This is a genomic window from Hoeflea marina, from assembly GCF_003182275.1.
Lineage (GTDB): Bacteria > Pseudomonadota > Alphaproteobacteria > Rhizobiales > Rhizobiaceae > Hoeflea > Hoeflea marina.
This window is the reverse complement of the sequence record NZ_QGTR01000005.1, coordinates 175,540-193,605: the sequence shown is the minus strand read 5'-3', so window position 1 is coordinate 193,605 and position 18,066 is coordinate 175,540. Positions and strand designations below refer to the sequence as shown.

Below are 18,066 nucleotides of genomic sequence, written 5' to 3'. Positions count from 1 at the left end.
GATGTCTTCAAATCCCTTCTCCGCTCCGCTTGACCGCCGCGCCTCGGTGGCCGTGGATGTCGGTGGCGTGATTGTCGGCGGCGGCGCACCGGTGGTGGTGCAGTCGATGACCAACACCGACACCGCCGACATCGATGCAACAGTGGCGCAGGTGGCGGCGCTGCACAAGGCGGGCTCCGAGATCGTCCGCATCACCGTCGACCGCGACGAAAGTGCGGCCGCCGTGCCGCATATCCGTGACCGCCTGGCGCGGCTCGGGCTGAACGTGCCGCTGGTGGGTGACTTCCATTATATCGGCCATACCCTGCTCAAGCAGCACCCTGCCTGCGCCGAGGCGCTGGCGAAATACCGGATCAATCCCGGCAATGTCGGATTCAGGGACAAGAAGGACAAGCAGTTCATCGAGATCGTCGAGCAGGCGATCCGCTGGTCCAAGCCGGTGCGCATCGGCGTCAACTGGGGTTCGCTCGACCAGGCGTTGCTGACGCGCCTGATGGACGACAACCAGAAAGCCGGCTCGCCGCTGAGCGCCCAGGACGTCACCCGCGAGGCAATCATCCAGTCGGCTCTGCTGTCGGCGGACCTGGCCGAGGAAACCGGGCTCGAGCGCAACCGCATCATCCTCTCGGCCAAGGTCAGCCAGGTGCAGGACCTCGTGTCGGTCTACATGGAGCTGGCGCGCCGCTCCGACCACGCGCTGCATCTCGGCCTGACCGAGGCGGGGATGGGGTCGAAGGGCATCGTCGCCTCTTCGGCGGCACTCGCCATCGTCCTGCAGGCGGGGATCGGCGACACGATCCGAATCTCGCTGACGCCGGAGCCGGGGGGCGACCGCACCCGCGAAGTGATCGTGGCGCAGGAGCTGTTGCAGGTGATGGGGTTCCGGCAGTTCGTGCCGGTGGTCGCCGCCTGCCCGGGATGCGGCCGCACCACGTCCACCGTCTTCCAGCAGCTGGCCCGCAATATCGAGGACGACCTGCGCGCCAACATGCCGGTGTGGAAAGAGAAATATCCAGGTGTTGAGGCACTGAAGGTCGCCGTGATGGGCTGCATCGTCAATGGTCCGGGCGAATCCAAGCATGCCGACATCGGCATCTCGCTGCCCGGCACCGGCGAGACACCGGCGGCTCCCGTGTTCATCGACGGCCGGAAGAGCACCACCCTGCGGGGGCCGCGGATCGCCGAGGAATTCCAGGGCCTGGTCGCAGACTACATTGAAAGGCGATTCGGCCAGGGCGGCTGAATCGCCTTCGGCCGTTGCATGACCGCCCGGACCGGATCGGCGGCGCGTCGTGTCAGCCGGCGTTGCGGATTCGGCCGGCGAGGATCGGCAACCACTGCTCGATCTTGGCCCCGAGTTTCTCCGGCGAGATCGGCTTGGACAGATAGTCGTCCATGCCGGCGGCCAGGCAGCGGTCCTCGTCTCCCTTGAGCGCGTGCGCGGTCACGGCGATGATCGGTGTCGGGGTGAAGTTACCGTTGGCCTCCAGTGCGCGGATTTCCGCCGTTGCCTCATAACCGTTGAGTTCGGGCATCGAGATGTCCATCAACACCAAGGCCGGCCGGCATGATTGCCACATGGCGACGGCCTCGCGGCCATTGGTGGCCATGGCGTAGCGGATGCCCAGGCTTTCCAGCGATTGCGAGAAGACGATCTGGTTGACCGGATTGTCCTCGGCGACCAGGACCAGTGACGAATCCTGGGCGACTGACGGGATTTGGTCGGCCACGACCGGCGCTGTCAGCGGCAGACCCGGGGGTGCCGGCCGCCCTCGGGAGGAGAGCCCCGCATTGGCCGTCGCGGCCGAATCCGCCGGCTCGCCCAACGGAGCCGCATGATCGCCGTCGCGGCCGCCCAGGATCGTCTCCACTGCCGCATGCAGATCGGCCGAGCGCACCGGCTTGGTCAGATGCGCATTGATGCGCATTTCCTTGAGCGAGTGGAATTGATCGGCCTGGTCGATCGATGACAGGATCAGGACCGGAGTGTCCGCGATCGCCGGATCGGAGCGGATGGCATTGGTGACCTCGGCGCCGGTCATGCCCGGCATCTGGAAATCGAGGATGACGAGATCGATGCCGAGACCGAGCTCGGCCTGTGCGTGACGCAGCAGGTTCAGGCCGATTTCGCCGCTTTCCACGGCCACGCAATCCAGTCCCCAGCTGCGGGCCTGTTCGGTCAGGATCATGCGGTTGATGGCGTTGTCGTCAATGATCAGCACCCGCGCCTTGGCGGAGTGGGGACGGGAGCCCGACAGAGTGCTGGTCGCGATGGCGCCGTCCACATCCATCTCGATTTGGAAACTGAAGGACGAGCCCTCGCCGATCGTACTCTCAACGGTGATCCTGCCGCCCATCAGCTCGACGATGCGGGATGCAATGGCCAGTCCGAGGCCCGCGCCTTCATGCTTGCGGGTGGATGAGCCGTCAACCTGGCTGAACTTCTCGAAAATGGTCTGGGCCTTGTCGGCGGGGATGCCGATTCCGGTGTCGCGGACGGTGATTGTCACCGCAACGCGCTGGTTGGCCCGGCCATCGGCAGCGATCCCCTGCCCGCCCACCTCACGCCAGCCGACGTCGATCATAACGTGGCCCTGCTCGGTGAACTTGACCGCGTTTCCGACGAGATTGATCATCACCTGCCGCATGCGGCCCGCATCGCCGAACAGCTGTGCGGGCAGACCCGGCATGATCCTGACCGCCAGTTCGATGTCCTTTTCCACCACCCGCGACGACATCAGCGTCGCCACGTCTTCGATCGTCTCGACCAGGCTGAACGAGCGGATGTCGAGCGCCATCTGGTTTGCCTCGATCTTGGAATAGTCGAGGATGTCGTTGATGATCTCGAGCAGGGCATTGCCGGATTTGAGGATGACGTCGGTGAAGGTGCGCTGCCGGGTGTCGAGATTGGTGCGGGTCAGCAGTTCGGCCATTCCGAGAACCCCGTTCATCGGGGTTCTGATCTCATGGCTCATGGTGGCGAGGAATTCCGACTTGGCCCGGTCGGCCGCCTTGGCGCTCACCAGGGCCGCATCGGTCTCGCGCGTCTTCCGGTGCAGTTGATCCACCATCCGGACGATGAGGAAATCGATGGGGACGAAGACGCAAAGGCCGAGGATCACCAATGCGCCCAGGGTGATGAGAAAGAACCGCTCCAGCATTGCCCCGAGCGACACCGACAGGGAGGCGAGAAACTCGCGGATCTGCTGCTCGATGTGCACGTCGGATGGCTGGACATAGCTTTCGAACAGCGACACGAGTTCGCGCGCCTGCCAGTAGAGATCCGCCTTGGTGCGGATGGTGTCGAGTTCCTTGAGGTCAACCATCTGCTGGTGATGACCAAAGGCATCCTTGCCGGTCATGAACTGCGAGGTGCGGATGGTGGTGCTGGTCAGATCCTGCGGTGTCCGGCGCCAGAGATAACGCAGATTGCCCAGATTGCTGCGGGCGTTTTCCATGTGGAATCGAAGCCGGGTCAGCATGGAGATGATCTCCGGATCGATCGGCCGGATCAGGCGGTAGGCGCGGCGCTGCGACAGGTTCATCCCGGACATGACGTCGTCGCCGTCGTTGGCGTGATCCTGCAGCGACTCGGCGAGATTGCCGGCATGGTCGGCAAGATCGCGCATCGACTGGTCGACTTTCGCCACATAGGAGGAAAGCCTGCCGATTTCGTGGATGGACAGATTGCGGTCGCGCTGCTGCAAAAAGAAGATGCCGCAGATGACTGCGATGGCCGCCAGAGAAACGATGTATCCCACCCGCAACGCCATCGTGGAACGGCGAGCCCTGGTGATGCGCGTCTGCTCGGACTTTGTATCGGTCATGGCGGCTGCTCGGATCCTTTTGAGGAACAGTGCAGCAGGATGGTTAAAAATTGGATTAAGCAGTCAGGAAAACCCGGTGACCATAACAACATAGCGCCAAACCGGGACGTTGTGCCTGATCCGTTCCCCGTTCCCCGTTCCCCAGGCTCAATGGCTGCGGTCGGCGATGTAGCGCGCCGCATCAGCCAGGATGCGGCCGTCCTTGCCGAAAGGCTCAAGCAGGGCGCAGGCCTCTGCCACCAGGCTGTCGAGATGGCGTCGCGCCGCGGCCTCGCCGTTGAACGACACATAGGTTGCCTTGCCGCGGCCGGCATCCTTGCCGGCCGCCTTGCCCAGCGTCGCCAGGTCGGAGGTGACATCGAGCAGATCATCGGCCAGCTGGAACGCCAGGCCGATGATCTCGCCAAACCGGCTCATCCGGGCCACATCCTTCTCACCGGCGCCGGCGGCCAGGGCACCGCCTTCACAGGCAAAGCGCAGCAGCGCTCCCGTCTTCATGGCCTGCATGAGCATCATGCCCGCCTCGTCGGGCGCGTCGGTGGCTGCCGCCAGATCGAGCGCCTGTCCCCCGACCATGCCACCTATCCCCGCCGCTCGCGCCAGCCGCTGCACCAGCCCAATGCGGACTTCCGCGGGCAGCATGCAGGCCTCGTCGGAAAGGACGTCGAAGGCGAGTGTCAGCAGGGCATCGCCCGCCAGGACTGCCGAGGCCTCATCAAAGGCGATATGGACCGTCGGCTGGCCGCGGCGCAGGTCGTCATCGTCCATCGCCGGCAGGTCGTCATGGACCAGCGAGTAGCAATGGACGCATTCGAGAGCCGCTGCCACATGCAGGGCGGACTGCGGGTTGCCGCCGAACAGCGCCGCGGTCTCGACGACCAGAAACGGCCTGAGCCGCTTGCCGCCGCCGAGCACCCCGTGGCGCATGGCCGCCAGCAGCCGAGTTGGACGGGTCTGCTCATGCTGGCGTGGCTCGTCGGAGAGCAACTGCGTGAGCAAGGCGCCAACCTGGTCGGCGGCGCGCGCCAAGCGTTCGGCGAAAGCGGAGGAATCGGTTCGGGTCATGGCGCAGTCTTGCCATTAAGAGGGACTCTGGGCAACGGGGAATGCCCGAGCCGTCGCCAGGAGTGCCCATCGGGCCTTTGCCGACGGCAACCCTTGGCAAAGCCTTGCATTCCCGGCTATGAACCCCGATCAGGCGCGGGCGACGGCGTTGAGCGAGGGAGATGGCGTTGGCCGAAGGATGGAAGCAGAGACGAAAGCGAAACCCGCTCCTGCGGGCGCTTCGGTTCGCCCTTCTCGCACTCGTCGCGGTTCTGGTGCTGCCCTACTTGCTGGTGCTGGCCTACGCCTCGTCCGTCGTGCACCCGGTCTCGACGCTGATGCTGGTGGATGCGGCTGTCGGCCGCTCCTATGAGCGCAGTTGGGTGGCCTTCGACGACATAGCCCCCGTCCTGGTCCAGTCGGTAATGATGTCGGAGGACGGGCAGTACTGTGCCCATGGCGGGGTGGACTGGAATGCGCTCAATCTGGTCATCGACGACGCGCTCGAGGGCGAGGCGACCCGCGGCGCCAGCACGATCCCGATGCAGGTGGCCAAGAACCTGTTCCTGCCGGCGGTGCGCTCGGTGATCCGCAAAGGACTGGAGATTCCCCTGGCCCTTTGGGCCGACCTGGTCTGGTCGAAGAAGCGAACGATGGAGATCTATCTCAACATCGCCGAATGGGCGCCCGGGGTGTTCGGCATCGAGGCGGCAGCGCAGACCTATTTCGGCGTGCCTGCGGCGGATCTGAGTGGCAGGCAGTCGGCGCTTCTGGCGGTGACGCTTCCCAATCCGCATGCGCGCAATGCCGCAAAGCCGTCACGCGGCATGACCCGGATGGCGCGCACCATCGAGAAGCGGGCGGCACAATCTGGCGCATATATCAAATGTCTTTATGACTGAGATGAGGACATTTGACTGGCCGCGGACCGCATGTCGTGGCACGAAGCAGCAGACACACCGGAGATCCGCTGATGACCAGCCTGACGCTCTATATCGGCAACAAGAACTATTCGTCCTGGTCGTTCCGACCGTGGCTCGGCATGCGGATGGCCGGCATCACCTTTGAGGAGGTGCTGATTCCATTCGATTTCGCCAATGGACATCCCGCCATCAAGGCGATTTCGCCATCAGGCAAGGTTCCGGTGCTCAGGGACGGCGAGATGCTGATTTCGGAATCGCTGGCCATCCTCGATCATGTGGCGCGGCAGGCGCCGGGATCCGGCCTGTGGCCCGATGACCATTTGCTACGAAGCAAGGCGATGTCGATGAGCTGCGAAATGCTCAGCGGTTTCCATGCGCTCCGCAATGCGTGTCCGATGAACATGCGCCGGCCGCGCAAAGCGATCGAGGTGAGCGGAGCCATCGCCGCCGACGTGGCGCGGGTCGAAACGCTCTGGAGCGGCTGTCTGGAGCAGACGGGCGGGCCGTTTCTGCTTGGCGGGTTTTCGATCGCCGACGCGATGTTCGCGCCGGTGGTCAACCGGCTCGACGTCTATGGCTTCGAAGTCAGCGACGTCTGTGCTCTCTACATGCGGCGGATGCAGGCACTGCCGGCCTGGCGGGAGTGGGAGGAAGCGGGGCGTGCCGAGCCGTGGATCGTCGAGGAGGACGAGGCCTGAGCGTCCGAGGGCCCATCTTGCGGGCCGGCGGGAAAAAATACGCCTGCATGCTGGTCAAACCCGCGTGGGGCATGTATAAGCCCGTCAAATTTCCGAAATCCGCATGCGACGGTTTCGGCCTAAGGTTGGCCGTCCCGCATGCATGTTTGTCCCAATGGAGTGTGTCATGGCTGTTCCGAAGCGTAAAACATCCCCGTCCAAGCGCGGTATGCGCCGCTCGGCTGATGCCATCAAGGCGGAAGCCTATGTGGAAGACAAGAATTCCGGCGAACTGCGTCGCCCGCATCACATCGACCTGAAGACAGGCATGTATCGCGGCCGCCAGGTGATGACCGTGAAAGAAAGCGCGTAAGCGTCTTTCCGACGGGATCGAAGTCTGAAGAGCCGGCCCTTCGGGGCCGGTTTTTGCGTTTGCCGATCCGGCCGAGAGTGCCGGGGGGTTGCGCGCGTGCGCGCGATTCTGCACTCTCGCTCGACAATCGGCACCCGAATCCCGGGCCGTCGCCGAGACACTCAAGCCGGGGGATTCACCGATGCTCTTTGCCATTCCGCTGATGATCGTGCCGTTCGTGCTCTACAACCTGGTCATCATCGGCATTGTCGGCTCCGGCGTAGGGGCGCTCAACGACACTGTCACCAGCCTGTCGATGATGTCGGGCGCGCAATGGACGATGAGCTGGGGTGACGTGCTGATCGTCATCGCCCTGCTGCTGCTTTTCGTCGAGGTGGTCAAGTCCACCCGCACCGGCGCCGCGTCGGTCCTCGATCACCTCTTGTCGATGTTCCTGTTTGTGGTCTTCCTCGTCGAATTCCTGCTTGTGCAGGCCGCGGCCACGCATGTCTTCTTCATCCTGATGGTCATCGCCTTCATCGACGTGATCGCCGGCTTCACGGTGTCGATCAAGTCAGCCGGCCGCGACGTCTCCATCGGCCTCTGATCGGCTGGTGCCGGATGGCCGGGGAATGTACTTTCACAACTGGGGATGATCATGCGTCGATTTGATCTGCCGGGCCGCTCGCCCGTCATCGCGGAAAACGGAATGGCCGCAACCTCGCATCCGCTTGCCTCTGCCAGCGCGCTGCAGGCGCTCAGGGCCGGCGGCACGGCTGTCGATGCCGCACTCGCCGCCTCGGCCACTCTGGCGGTGGTCGAACCGCAGATGACGGGGATCGGCGGCGACTGCTTTGCGCTTGTGGCGCAGGCGGATGGGACGGTGCACGGGATCAACGGCTCGGGCCGGGCCGCGGGCGGCGTCGACGCGGCCTGGTACCGCGATTCCGGTTTTGCCGCCATTCCGCCGCACTCCGCCCATGCGGTGACGGTTCCCGGCGCACTCAGGGCCTGGGAGGCGCTGCATCAGCGGTATGGCCGGCTGCCGTTCGAGCGGCTTTTCGACGACGCTGTCGCGCTTGCCGAGAACGGCTATCCCGTGGCGCCGAGGGTGGCCTTCGACTGGGCGCGCGAGGCGGAGACGCTGGCGGGTGACCCCGGCGCGGCGATACACCTGCTGCCGGGCGGGCGGGCGCCGGTCACCGGTGAGCGGGTGAAAATGCCCGGACTGGCCGCCACGCTGCGGCGCATCGCGTGCGAAGGCGTCTCGGCCTTCTACGAAGGCGCGATCGCCCGCGAGATCGCCGACACGGTCCAGGCCAGCGGCGGCTTTCTTACCGAAGCGGACCTGGCGGCGTCGACCGCGGAGTGGGTGACACCGATCTCGACCGCCTATGGCGGCCACCAGGTGATGGAGATCCCGCCCAACGGCCAGGGCGTGGTGGCGCTGATCATGATGAACCTGTTGACGCTGACCGGCGCCGGCGATCTTCGCCCCGGCAGCGCGCGGCGCTACCATCTCGAGGTCGAGGCCGGACGGCTGGCCTATGCGGTGCGCGACGCCATGCTCGCCGACCCCGCGCACATGACCATGAGCGGCGCCGACCTGGCATCGATGGACTTTGCGCGCACGCTCGTCGGACAGATCGACCCGACGCGGCGCAATCCTTCGATTCAGCTGCCGCAGCTGCCCGGCTCGGATACCGTCTACCTGACCGTCGCCGATCGCAACGGGCTGGTGATCTCCTTCATCAACTCAATCTACGGCGCCTTCGGCGCGCAGATCGTGACCCCGAAGAGCGCCGTCGTGCTGCAGAACCGCGGCGCCGGCTTTTCCCTCGCCGAAGGCCATCCGAATATGATCGCGCCGGACAAGCGGCCGATGCACACCATCATTCCCGCCATGGCCACGAAAGACGGCAAGGCCTCCATCTCCTTCGGCGTCATGGGCGGCGCCTATCAGCCGATGGGTCATGCGCATGTGCTCTCCAACTTGGTCGATCACGGCATGGATCCGCAGGAGGCGCTCGATCATCCGCGGCTGTTCTGGGCCAAGGGCGAGGAGGTGCTTGAGCTGGAGGCGGGCATCGCCGCCGGGGTCGCCGACGACCTGGTGGCGCTCGGCCACAGCGTCCGCCCTGCGCCAACGCCGCACGGCGGCGGTCAGGCCATCGTCATCGACCACGCGGACGGGTTCTTCGTGGCGGGATCGGATCCGCGCAAGGACGGACTGGCCATCGGCTATTGAGGCGGCCATGGTATTCGGCCCAAGCCCTCGGGTCTGGGTCACGCTTATGGGAGACTTCTTCCAGCCTGCGGCTGCATGAACCGGCGCGGGCCCGCCATTGCCGCCGCCGTGTCAGCTGCCGATGGAGTTGATCTTGTCCTGCAGCGACTTGAGCTGCGCCTTGAGGTCGTCGATGTCGCGCGACGTGTCGGCCTTCTTGGCCGGTTCGGCCGACTTGCCGCTCTGTCCAAGCGCGAAGGGCGAGAACATCTGCATGGCTTTCTGAAACATCTCGGTGTTGGACCGGACGAGTTCGTCGGCCATCTGGATCGGCATCTGGATGTTGCGGGTCACCGGATTCTCGCCAAAGGCGCGTCCGATCTGGATGCGGACCTGATCCTGCTGCTCGGTAAAAGCGGCCATGGACTGTTCGAGATAGCTCGGGACAACCATCTGCAACTGGTCACCGTAAAAGGAGATCAACTGGCGCAGGAAAGAGACGGGAAGCAGGGTGTTTCCAGTCTTGGATTCCTGCTCGAAAATGATCTGGGTCAGGACCTGGTGGGTTATGTCATCGCCGGACTTGGCGTCCTGGACGATGAACTCCTCTCCCTTCTTTACCATCACTGCAAGGTCATCGAGCGTGACATAGGTGCTCGTGCCAGTGTTGTAGAGGCGGCGATTGGCGTATTTCTTGATCGTGATGGTGCCGTCGTTCTTCGCCATGCATGTTCTCCTCACACGTCGGTTGCAGACCGAATAGACGTATCTGGCCATGACTGTAGGCGAAAACCCGGCCGGATGACAAATCCTTTGTGCAATGCGGCGATGGCAGCGCAATAAGGCCGGAATTCCGCCTGATTGGGGCCGGTTTCAACCGATATGGTGCCATTCACGCAGCTGCAGGCGTTTGACAAGGCATCCAAGCTCAGTCACCTTCAGACCAAATTCCCACGACCATCGAGGACACCTTCATGAGCTCTCCTGCAATCGTCATCGCCAGCGCCGCCCGCACGGCGGTCGGCTCCTTCAACGGAGTTTTTTCCAATGTTCCCGCGCATGAGCTGGGCGCCGCTGCCATCCGCGGCGCGCTCGAACGCGCGGGCGTCGATGCCGCCGATGTCGACGAGGTGATCATGGGCCAGGTGCTGTCGGCCGGCGAGGGCCAAAACCCGGCGCGCCAGGCGGCGATGGCTGCAGGCATTCCGCAGGAGGCCACTGCCTGGGGCCTCAACCAGCTCTGCGGTTCCGGCTTGCGCGCGGTGGCGCTGGGCATGCAGCAGATTGCAACCGGCGACGCCAAGATCATTGTCGCCGGCGGCCAGGAATCTATGTCGATGGCTCCGCATTGTGCGCATCTGCGAGGCGGTGTGAAAATGGGCGACCTGAAGATGGTCGACACCATGATCAAGGACGGCCTCACGGATGCATTCTATGGCTACCACATGGGCACGACAGCGGAGAACGTTGCCAAGCAGTGGCAGCTGTCGCGCGACGACCAGGACCAGTTCGCCGTCAGTTCCCAGAACAAGGCGGAGGCCGCCCAGAAGGCCGGCAAGTTTGCCGACGAAATCGTCGCCTTCACGATCAAGGGTCGCAAGGGCGACACGATTGTCGACCAGGACGAATACATCAAGGCCGGCACCACGCTCGAAGGCGTCGGCAAGCTGCGTCCGGCCTTCGACAAGGAAGGCACGGTGACCGCCGCCAATGCGTCGGGGCTCAATGACGGCGCGGCCGCGGTGGTGCTGATGAGTGCAGACGAGGCCGCCAGGCGCGGCATCGAACCGCTGGCGCGCATCGTCTCCTGGGCGACGGCCGGCGTTGATCCCAAGATCATGGGCACCGGCCCGATCCCGTCTTCGCGCAAGGCGCTCGAGCGGGCCGGCTGGACCGTCGGCGATCTCGATCTGGTGGAGGCCAACGAGGCGTTTGCGGCACAGGCCTGTGCAGTGAACAAGGATCTCGGCTGGGACACGTCGATCGTCAACGTCAATGGCGGCGCCATTGCCATCGGCCATCCGATCGGCGCCTCGGGCGCGCGCATTCTCAACACGCTGCTGTTTGAAATGAAGCGCCGTGGCGCAAAGAAGGGTCTGGCGACGCTGTGCATCGGAGGCGGCATGGGCGTGGCCATGTGCATCGAGCGGGACTAACAAAACGCAGAGGGAGGACAGCATGAGCAAGGTGGCACTGGTCACGGGAGGGACCCGGGGCATCGGGGAGGCGATATCGATCGCGCTCAGGAATGCGGGCTACACGGTTGCGGCCAATTATGCCGGCAATGACGAGGCGGCGGCGAAGTTCACCGCCGAAACCGGCATCAAGGCCTACAAATGGTCCGTCGCCGATTACGAGGCCTGCGTGGCGGGGGTCGCGCAGGTGGAGGCGGATCTCGGGCCGGTCGCGGTCCTGATCAACAATGCCGGCATCACCCGCGACGCCATGTTCCACAAGATGACGCCGCAGATGTGGGGCGAGGTGATCAACACCAACCTCACCGGGCTCTACAACATGACGCATCCCGTCTGGAGCGGGATGCGTGACCGCAAGTTCGGTCGGGTCATCAACATCTCGTCGATCAACGGGCAGAAGGGCCAGGCGGGCCAGGTCAACTACTCCGCCGCCAAGGCCGGCGATATCGGCTTCACCCGGGCCCTGGCCCAGGAGGGCGCGCGCGCCGGCATCACGGTCAACGCCATCTGCCCGGGCTATATCGGCACGGACATGGTGCGCGCCATCGACGAGAAGGTCCTCAACGAGCGCATCATCCCGCAAATTCCCGTCGGCCGCCTGGGCGAGCCCTCGGAGATCGCCCGCACCGTCGTGTTCCTGGCCGCCGATGAGGCCGGCTTCATCACCGGCTCGACCATCTCCGCCAATGGCGGCCAGTTCTTCAGCTGAGGTGCCGCGCGCCACGGTCAGGGCGGCCCCTCCGGGAGCCGCCCTCTTGATCCTGTTGGCGAGGCGCCAGCGTTAACCTTTGCCGGCTGATTCGCAGTCCCGCACTGCCGCCCGCCGCCACGGCTTGTGGCCGGGCCGCGCGCGCCGGCCAGATCTGGTACGGAACAAAGCGCCAACGATGGCAGGTCGGTGATTCGTCGCCGGTTCGTTCTTCAGCCGTTCCGGAAGTTAACGGGCTGTGGTCCTGCCGCATTGTCTGATGCGCAATTATTTGAATCTCTTAAGATATCGTGAAAATTCGGAAGCAGGCCCGCACAATTTCGGAGATGGCCTCGACGGATCGGCGACATGCGCCGACGGGTCGCGGCCCGGGCAAGACTTGCCGTCGCTCGTCGTCCTGTTCGGCATCATCGTCGTGCCTCTCGCCCTGGTGTCGGTCACTCTCATCATCATCAAGCAGATCCTGCTCGGGACGTGGTGCTCCCTGTGCCCGCCGGCGGCGGCAATGCCGAACCGGGGGTGCCCATTCGACAGATGAAGTCTTGGCCACCGGCCAGTTCCTCGCCAGACGGCGCAGGGCCGGGCGTCCGATCTTGCACATCGCCTTCACCGGCAACCCCCACGACGTCGACGACACCCGGCGCAAAGACGATTGCGCCCGCTATCCGGCGGGGTCCTTCGTGAGATGGTCACGGAAGGTGCCTCCGATCCCTGGTCGCAGGCGCAACACTTCTGCAAAGGACGGCGGGCGTTCTGGCCGTCCTGTTTCTCATGGGGCTGTGCCTGCCGCGCGGACCGATCCACAACCGCTATGGCAGCTGGACCAGGCTTCCGGTGCGCGTTCGTCGAACCGACGTGCGCGCTCGCCCCGCCGCGGGGGACTGGCGGTCGCTGCGCAAGCTCTCCGGGCCAAAGGTTAACGGCAGGGGCGACTTCGAGGCCGCCGTCGCCGCGCCGGTGCTGTATCTGGTGCCCGGTGACGCCGAAAAGCCCAGATGCAGCGGTGAACAAAGCACCAACCTGTGGAGGTCGATGATTCGTAGCCGCTTCGTTCCGGCGCTGTTCCAAACGTTAACGTGATCACTAAAATGCAAGCGAAATTCGGCCTGCCCGTCCCGGCAAAGGTTAACGCCCGGGCGCGCGGCGGCGGGTCGGAGAGAGCCGCCCGAGGCGGCATTGGTTAACAGACGGGCCGATTTCGCGACGAAGTCTTCTGCCGGTCCGGGACGCAGGTCTGCATCTTGTCGCCGCGCCGGTTCGGAACGGTACATCTGGTTGAGAACAAATCCGCAACTTTCGCAGGTCTGTGATTCGTCGCCGATTCGTTCCACCGCTGTTCCGGAAGTTAACGGAGGCCTGCCAAATACCACAGGATGCGTTAGGTAAATATTTAGAATGGTTAAAATATCAGTTTTTGCTTTCTCACCTGGCGCCCACCTCCGCACCGGATCGCGCCGCGGGCGTCAGAGGTTAACGAAGGCTGGCCGAATCGGATTTTGGTGGCGGCGCGCGATTCAGCATCTGGTGGGTGTGCGTGCGCGGACAGGCAAGATTTAGCGGTGAACAAAAAGAAAACATTGCAGAGTCGGCGATTCGTCGCCGATTCGTTCCGGCGCTGTTCCAACCGTTAATGCAGGCGTTGAAGGACGGCCGCTTTTCCGACTGTCACTCCGCCCGGTATGTGCTAGAGCGGAAGCAGGGCGGGGCGGCTTGACCACTGCTGTTCTGCCTGATCACGATGCGGGCGCATTCTTCTGCTTTGCAGGCATCTTGCCCGAAACGCCGCCATGCCACTTCCGCCCCGGACCCGATGCCCATTTCCAGCAAAATCGCCATAGAGCCTCTGATCCTGTCGGGCCGAGGTGTCACCGCCGTGCTGGGGCCTACCAATACCGGCAAGACCCACTATGCCATCGAGCGCATGGTGGCGCATTCCTCCGGGGTCATCGGCTTGCCGCTGAGGCTTCTGGCGCGCGAAGTCTACAGCCGCGTCGTGGCCAAGGTCGGCGTCGACCATGTGTCGCTGGTCACCGGCGAGGAAAAGATCTCGCCGCCGGGCGCGCGCTACTCGGTGTGCACCGTGGAGGCGATGCCGCGCCGCGCCGATGTCGCCTTTGTCGCCATCGACGAGGTGCAGATCGCCGGCGATCTTGAGCGCGGACATGTGTTCACCGACAGGATCCTGTCCCTGCGGGGCCGGGAGGAGACGCTGCTGCTCGGCTCGGCCACCATGCGCGGCATTCTCGAGCGCCTCCTCCCCGGCGTGCTGATCATCGAGCGGCCGCGGCTTTCGCAGCTGCTCTATGCCGGGTCGAAGAAGATCTCGCGGCTGCCCCGGCGCTCGGCGATCGTGGCGTTCTCGGCCGACGAGGTCTATGCCATCGCAGAGCTGGTGCGGCGGCAACGCGGCGGTGCGGCCGTTGTGCTGGGCGCGCTGAGCCCGCGCACGCGCAACGCCCAGGTCGAACTCTACCAGAACGGCGATGTCGATTATCTCGTCGCCACCGACGCCATCGGCATGGGCCTCAATCTCGACGTCGATCACGTGGCGTTTGCGCATGAGCGCAAATTCGACGGTTTCCATTATCGGCCGCTGACGCCATCCGAATTCGGCCAGATCGCGGGCCGGGCCGGCCGCCATCTGCGCGACGGCACCTTCGGCGTTACCGGCCGCGTCGATCCGATGGGCGACGAACTCGTCAAGCGGCTCGAGAGCCACACCTTCGATCCGGTCAAGATCCTGCAATGGCGCACGAAGCAGCTCGACTTTTCCAGCCTCACCGCGTTGCAGGAAAGCCTCGACCGGGTGCCGGCCGTGCAGGGCCTCACCCGCAGCCTGCCCTCGGTCGACCAGCGCGCCCTCGAGCATCTGGCCAGCGATTTCGAAGTCCGCGATCTCGCCACCGGTGCGAAGGCGGTGGAGCTGTTGTGGGATGTCTGCGCCCTGCCGGACTATCGCCGGATCGCGCCCGCGCAGCATGCGGACCTGATCGCCACGATCTATGGAGATCTCGTCCGCCATGGTGCGGTCAGCGAGGATTTTCTGGCCGAACAGGTGCGCCGGACCGACTCGACGGACGGCGAGATCGACACCCTGTCTGCCCGCATATCGCAGATCCGCACCTGGACCTACATATCAAACCGCCCGCAATGGCTTGCCGATCCGACACACTGGCAAGAAAAGACTCGCGAAATCGAGGACCGTTTGTCCGATGCACTGCATGAAAGGTTGACGAAACGCTTCGTTGACCGCAGGACATCTGTGCTCATGAAGCGCCTGAGAGAGAATACGATGCTTGAAGCAGAAATTAGCGTAAACGGCGACGTGTTCGTCGAAGGCCACAATGTCGGCCAGCTGGCCGGATTCCGGTTCATCCCAGACCAGGCGGCGGAGGGTCCCGACGCCAAGGCGGTGATTGCCGCCGCCCAGAAGGCGCTGGCGCTGGAGTTCGAAGCGCGGGCCGCCCGGCTGCATGCGTCGGGCAATTCCGATTTTGCCATCGGCTCGGATGCGACCGTGCGCTGGCTCGGCGATCCTGTCGCCCGGCTGGTATCGGGAGACCATGTGCTCAAGCCGCGTGCGATCCTGCTGGCCGACGATCAGCTGACCGGCCATGCGCGCGAAGTCGTCACCGCGCGCATCGACCGCTTCGTCAATCACCATATCGCCACGGTGCTCAAGCCGCTCGACGATCTGACGCGGGCCGAGGATCTGGATGGACTGGCCAGGGGCCTCGCCTTCCGGCTGGCGGAAAGCCTCGGCATCCTGTTCCGGCGCGATGTCACAGAGATGATCCGCGACCTGGATCAGGCCGCGCGCGCCAGCCTGCGCAAATACGGCATCCGCTTCGGCGCCTATCACGTCTTCATGCCGGCCCTGCTCAAGCCTGCGCCGGCCGAACTGGTCACCCTGCTGTGGTCGCTGGCCAATGACGGGCTGAACAGGTCCGGCTACGGCGACGTCACGCCGCTGCTTGCCGCCGGCCGCACGTCGGTGGCGACCGATCCAGGGATCGATCGCGAATTCTACCGGCTGGCGGGTTTCCGCTTCCTGGGCAAACGCGCCGTGCGCGTCGACATCCTCGAGCGGCTCGCCGACCTGATCCGCCCCGCCCTGCAGTGGACTCCCGGCAGCGGCCCGCGGCCCGAAGCCGCCTATGACGGCAAGCGCTTCATCACCACGACCGGCATGCTCTCGATCCTCGGCGCCACCCAGGACGACATCGAGGAAATTCTCAAGGGCCTGGGCTACCGCGCTGACGCCGTGGTCGCCGAAGAGGCCGCCAGGCATCTTGCCGACCTGGACGAGGCGCAGCGCGCCAAGGACGGTGACAAGCAGGAGGGTCCGGTCGTGGAGGTCGTGGTCACCCGCACCGCCGCCGAGCGTCCGCAAAAGCCCGAGGCGGCGTCGACCGCCCCGTCCGCCGGCAGTGTTGCCGGCGACGCCGACACCGCGGTGCCCGAAACCGCAGAGGCAGAGGAGCCCGAGGCTCCGCGTCCGGTGCTGTTGTGGCGTCCTGGCGGACGGCCCGATGGCCAGCGCGGCCGTTCCGACGCAAATCGCGGCGCGCGGGCGCCGGGTGGGGAAGGCCGGACACCGCGCGGTGACGGACAGTCCGTCGCCGATGCCGTTGCCGGAGAGGCGGTCCCGCAGGACGGCGGACGTCCGGCGGGGCGTGGCGACCAACGTGGTAAGGGCCGCGGTCCGAACCGTGGCGGCGGACGCGGCGCACCGCGGGACGGCGCACCCGACGGCGCCAAGGGCGGTCCGCGCAGGGGCAAGGACGGCCAGCGGGACGATCGTCCCAAACGCGATGATCACGGCAAGCGCGACGATCAGGGCAAGCGCGACGAGCGTCCGGTCCGCAAGGACAAGCCATACGATCCGGATTCGCCCTTCGCTGCACTGGCCGCGCTTCGCGACCAGTTGAAGAAGTAGCCGCGGCGGCCCGGAATGACAGGGGCGGCCACGGAACGGCAACGGATCGACAAGTGGCTGTTTTTTGCCCGTGTGGCAAAATCGCGCACCCTGGCGGGAAAGTTCGTCGCCTCCGGTCATGTCCGGCTCAACCGAGACAAGATCAGCCTGCCCAGTCAGATCGTCAAGATCGGCGACGTGCTGACGATTTCGCTGGAGCGGCGCATCCTGGTGTTGAAGATCGCCGATGGCGGCAGCCGCCGCGGACCGGCCAGCGAAGCGCAGATGCTCTATGAGGATCTGTCTCCGCCTGCCCCGGCCAAGGCCGAGAGTCCAGCTGTGGTCGGCGAGCGGGAAGCGGGCGCCGGACGCCCGACAAAGCGCAATCGGCGCGAGATCGACAGGTTTCGAATGAGCAGGGCGGACGATTAGATTCGATTGCCTTGCCAATGCGGGACAAAATCGCTACCTCACGCGAAAATGTTTGAATGACCGCCAGGAGGCATGAATGACCTATGTGGTGACCGACAACTGCATCCGTTGCAAGTATATGGATTGCGTCGAAGTTTGCCCGGTGGATTGCTTCTATGAAGGCGAGAACATGCTCGTCATTCATCCGGACGAGTGCATCGATTGCGGCGTTTGCGAGCCCGAATGCCCCGCCGATGCGATCAAGCCCGACACCGAGCCGGGCCTCGAGAAATGGCTTGAAGTCAACACCGAGTTCGCCGACAAGTGGCCCAACATCACCATCAAGCGTGATGCGCCTGGCGATGCCAAAGAGTTTGACGGCCAGTCGGGCAAATTCGAGAAATACTTCTCGCCTGAGCCTGGCGAAGGCGATTGACAGCCAACGGCGCAACCGGCAATTGATCGGCCCACCGCGGATCGATGGCCATGAGAGCGGGGTTCGCGCGACCAATCGCCCTCTTCAGCGGTTCGGGCTGGCCACTTTGCGGGCCGTTGCATTCGCTCATTGCTTGCTCGTGCGCAAATCATTGATTTCTGCTATATTTTGTGTTACACATTTGACATCTGACAAATTCCAAGGCGCCGTCAGGGCGAAAAATAAGCAAAACGGATAACGTCCCCATCAATGCGGCAGCCACGATCCATGCAGCATTCGCGCTGTCAGCCCGGAGTGACACTCCGGCGGCAGTGTTCCGTTTGGCTTTCCTGTGGCGTTGTCAGCAG

Annotated in this window: 16 protein-coding genes; 13 read left to right on the top strand and 3 right to left on the bottom strand. The window is 64.6% G+C overall.

Features of this window, described 5'->3' with window-relative positions:
* The first annotated feature begins 1 nt into the window (after position 1).
* Positions 2-1,243 carry a flavodoxin-dependent (E)-4-hydroxy-3-methylbut-2-enyl-diphosphate synthase gene (gene ispG / locus DFR52_RS19160; protein WP_110033629.1) on the top strand — a complete coding sequence of 414 codons (1,242 nt, stop codon included), beginning with the start codon at positions 2-4 and terminating at the stop codon, positions 1,241-1,243.
* 52 nt (positions 1,244-1,295) lie between these two features.
* Here the strand turns inward: ispG and DFR52_RS19155 are convergent, their stop codons facing one another.
* Positions 1,296-3,827, bottom strand: coding sequence for a hybrid sensor histidine kinase/response regulator (locus DFR52_RS19155; protein WP_110033628.1), 2,532 nt, complete (start codon positions 3,825-3,827; stop codon positions 1,296-1,298).
* A gap of 147 nt (positions 3,828-3,974) precedes the next feature.
* The gene (locus DFR52_RS19150) at positions 3,975-4,892 is read right to left on the bottom strand and encodes a polyprenyl synthetase family protein (protein ID WP_110033627.1); all 918 of its coding nucleotides are present in this window, start codon (positions 4,890-4,892) and stop codon (positions 3,975-3,977) included.
* 161 nt (positions 4,893-5,053) lie between these two features.
* Between DFR52_RS19150 and DFR52_RS19145 the strand changes: the two genes are divergently transcribed.
* The 5 genes from DFR52_RS19145 to DFR52_RS19125 all read left to right on the top strand — a co-directional run bounded on the left by DFR52_RS19145 (position 5,054) and on the right by DFR52_RS19125 (position 9,071).
* The gene (locus DFR52_RS19145) at positions 5,054-5,773 is read left to right on the top strand and encodes a biosynthetic peptidoglycan transglycosylase (RefSeq protein ID WP_110033626.1); all 720 of its coding nucleotides are present in this window, start codon (positions 5,054-5,056) and stop codon (positions 5,771-5,773) included.
* A gap of 71 nt (positions 5,774-5,844) precedes the next feature.
* Positions 5,845-6,492 (top strand): glutathione S-transferase family protein, encoded by a 648-nt coding sequence (locus DFR52_RS19140; protein WP_110033625.1) that lies wholly within the window; start codon positions 5,845-5,847, stop codon positions 6,490-6,492.
* A 166-nt stretch (positions 6,493-6,658) separates the two neighbouring features.
* On the top strand, positions 6,659-6,844 hold the full coding sequence (rpmF, locus tag DFR52_RS19135; RefSeq protein WP_110033624.1) for a 50S ribosomal protein L32: 186 nt from the start codon (positions 6,659-6,661) through the stop codon (positions 6,842-6,844).
* Between the two features lie 181 nt (positions 6,845-7,025).
* On the top strand, positions 7,026-7,430 hold the full coding sequence (locus DFR52_RS19130; protein WP_110033623.1) for a hypothetical protein: 405 nt from the start codon (positions 7,026-7,028) through the stop codon (positions 7,428-7,430).
* A gap of 51 nt (positions 7,431-7,481) precedes the next feature.
* Positions 7,482-9,071, top strand: coding sequence for a gamma-glutamyltransferase family protein (locus tag DFR52_RS19125; RefSeq protein ID WP_110033782.1), 1,590 nt, complete (start codon positions 7,482-7,484; stop codon positions 9,069-9,071).
* Between the two features lie 111 nt (positions 9,072-9,182).
* On the opposite strand, the gene phaR is transcribed toward DFR52_RS19125, so the two are convergent.
* On the bottom strand, positions 9,183-9,776 hold the full coding sequence (gene phaR, locus DFR52_RS19120) for a polyhydroxyalkanoate synthesis repressor PhaR (RefSeq protein ID WP_110033622.1): 594 nt from the start codon (positions 9,774-9,776) through the stop codon (positions 9,183-9,185).
* Positions 9,777-10,024: 248 nt separating this feature from the next.
* Between phaR and DFR52_RS19115 the strand changes: the two genes are divergently transcribed.
* The 7 genes from DFR52_RS19115 (at position 10,025) to fdxA (ending at position 17,719) form a co-directional block, all read left to right on the top strand.
* Positions 10,025-11,206 carry an acetyl-CoA C-acetyltransferase gene (locus DFR52_RS19115; protein ID WP_110033621.1) on the top strand — a complete coding sequence of 394 codons (1,182 nt, stop codon included), beginning with the start codon at positions 10,025-10,027 and terminating at the stop codon, positions 11,204-11,206.
* Positions 11,207-11,228: 22 nt separating this feature from the next.
* On the top strand, positions 11,229-11,954 hold the full coding sequence (phbB, locus tag DFR52_RS19110; RefSeq protein ID WP_110033620.1) for an acetoacetyl-CoA reductase: 726 nt from the start codon (positions 11,229-11,231) through the stop codon (positions 11,952-11,954).
* Positions 11,955-12,213: 259 nt separating this feature from the next.
* Positions 12,214-12,492, top strand: a complete 279-nt coding sequence (locus tag DFR52_RS19105) for a hypothetical protein (RefSeq protein WP_110033619.1) — start codon at positions 12,214-12,216, stop codon at positions 12,490-12,492.
* 233 nt (positions 12,493-12,725) lie between these two features.
* The gene (locus tag DFR52_RS19100; RefSeq protein ID WP_110033618.1) at positions 12,726-13,034 is read left to right on the top strand and encodes a hypothetical protein; all 309 of its coding nucleotides are present in this window, start codon (positions 12,726-12,728) and stop codon (positions 13,032-13,034) included.
* A gap of 730 nt (positions 13,035-13,764) precedes the next feature.
* Entirely contained in the window at positions 13,765-16,893 is a 3,129-nt protein-coding gene (locus DFR52_RS19095; protein WP_110033617.1) for a helicase-related protein, read from the top strand.
* 15 nt (positions 16,894-16,908) lie between these two features.
* Positions 16,909-17,304: an RNA-binding S4 domain-containing protein gene (locus DFR52_RS19090; RefSeq protein ID WP_110033616.1), complete on the top strand. Its 396-nt coding sequence runs from the start codon at positions 16,909-16,911 to the stop codon at positions 17,302-17,304.
* A 76-nt stretch (positions 17,305-17,380) separates the two neighbouring features.
* On the top strand, positions 17,381-17,719 hold the full coding sequence (gene fdxA, locus DFR52_RS19085; protein WP_110033615.1) for a ferredoxin FdxA: 339 nt from the start codon (positions 17,381-17,383) through the stop codon (positions 17,717-17,719).
* The last annotated feature ends 347 nt before the right edge of the window (positions 17,720-18,066 follow it).

Bases quoted from the DNA above. Each gene is read 5' to 3' on its own strand.
- ispG (WP_110033629.1), top strand. From the start codon at position 2: ATGTCTTCAAATCCCTTCTCCGCTCCGCTTGACCGCCGCGCCTCGGTG.
- DFR52_RS19155 (WP_110033628.1), bottom strand. From the start codon at position 3,827: ATGACCGATACAAAGTCCGAGCAGACGCGCATCACCAGGGCTCGCCGT.
- DFR52_RS19150 (WP_110033627.1), bottom strand. From the start codon at position 4,892: ATGACCCGAACCGATTCCTCCGCTTTCGCCGAACGCTTGGCGCGCGCC.
- DFR52_RS19145 (WP_110033626.1), top strand. From the start codon at position 5,054: ATGGCGTTGGCCGAAGGATGGAAGCAGAGACGAAAGCGAAACCCGCTC.
- DFR52_RS19140 (WP_110033625.1), top strand. From the start codon at position 5,845: ATGACCAGCCTGACGCTCTATATCGGCAACAAGAACTATTCGTCCTGG.
- rpmF (WP_110033624.1), top strand. From the start codon at position 6,659: ATGGCTGTTCCGAAGCGTAAAACATCCCCGTCCAAGCGCGGTATGCGC.
- DFR52_RS19130 (WP_110033623.1), top strand. From the start codon at position 7,026: ATGCTCTTTGCCATTCCGCTGATGATCGTGCCGTTCGTGCTCTACAAC.
- DFR52_RS19125 (WP_110033782.1), top strand. From the start codon at position 7,482: ATGCGTCGATTTGATCTGCCGGGCCGCTCGCCCGTCATCGCGGAAAAC.
- phaR (WP_110033622.1), bottom strand. From the start codon at position 9,776: ATGGCGAAGAACGACGGCACCATCACGATCAAGAAATACGCCAATCGC.
- DFR52_RS19115 (WP_110033621.1), top strand. From the start codon at position 10,025: ATGAGCTCTCCTGCAATCGTCATCGCCAGCGCCGCCCGCACGGCGGTC.
- phbB (WP_110033620.1), top strand. From the start codon at position 11,229: ATGAGCAAGGTGGCACTGGTCACGGGAGGGACCCGGGGCATCGGGGAG.
- DFR52_RS19105 (WP_110033619.1), top strand. From the start codon at position 12,214: ATGCGCAATTATTTGAATCTCTTAAGATATCGTGAAAATTCGGAAGCA.
- DFR52_RS19100 (WP_110033618.1), top strand. From the start codon at position 12,726: ATGGGGCTGTGCCTGCCGCGCGGACCGATCCACAACCGCTATGGCAGC.
- DFR52_RS19095 (WP_110033617.1), top strand. From the start codon at position 13,765: ATGCCCATTTCCAGCAAAATCGCCATAGAGCCTCTGATCCTGTCGGGC.
- DFR52_RS19090 (WP_110033616.1), top strand. From the start codon at position 16,909: ATGACAGGGGCGGCCACGGAACGGCAACGGATCGACAAGTGGCTGTTT.
- fdxA (WP_110033615.1), top strand. From the start codon at position 17,381: ATGACCTATGTGGTGACCGACAACTGCATCCGTTGCAAGTATATGGAT.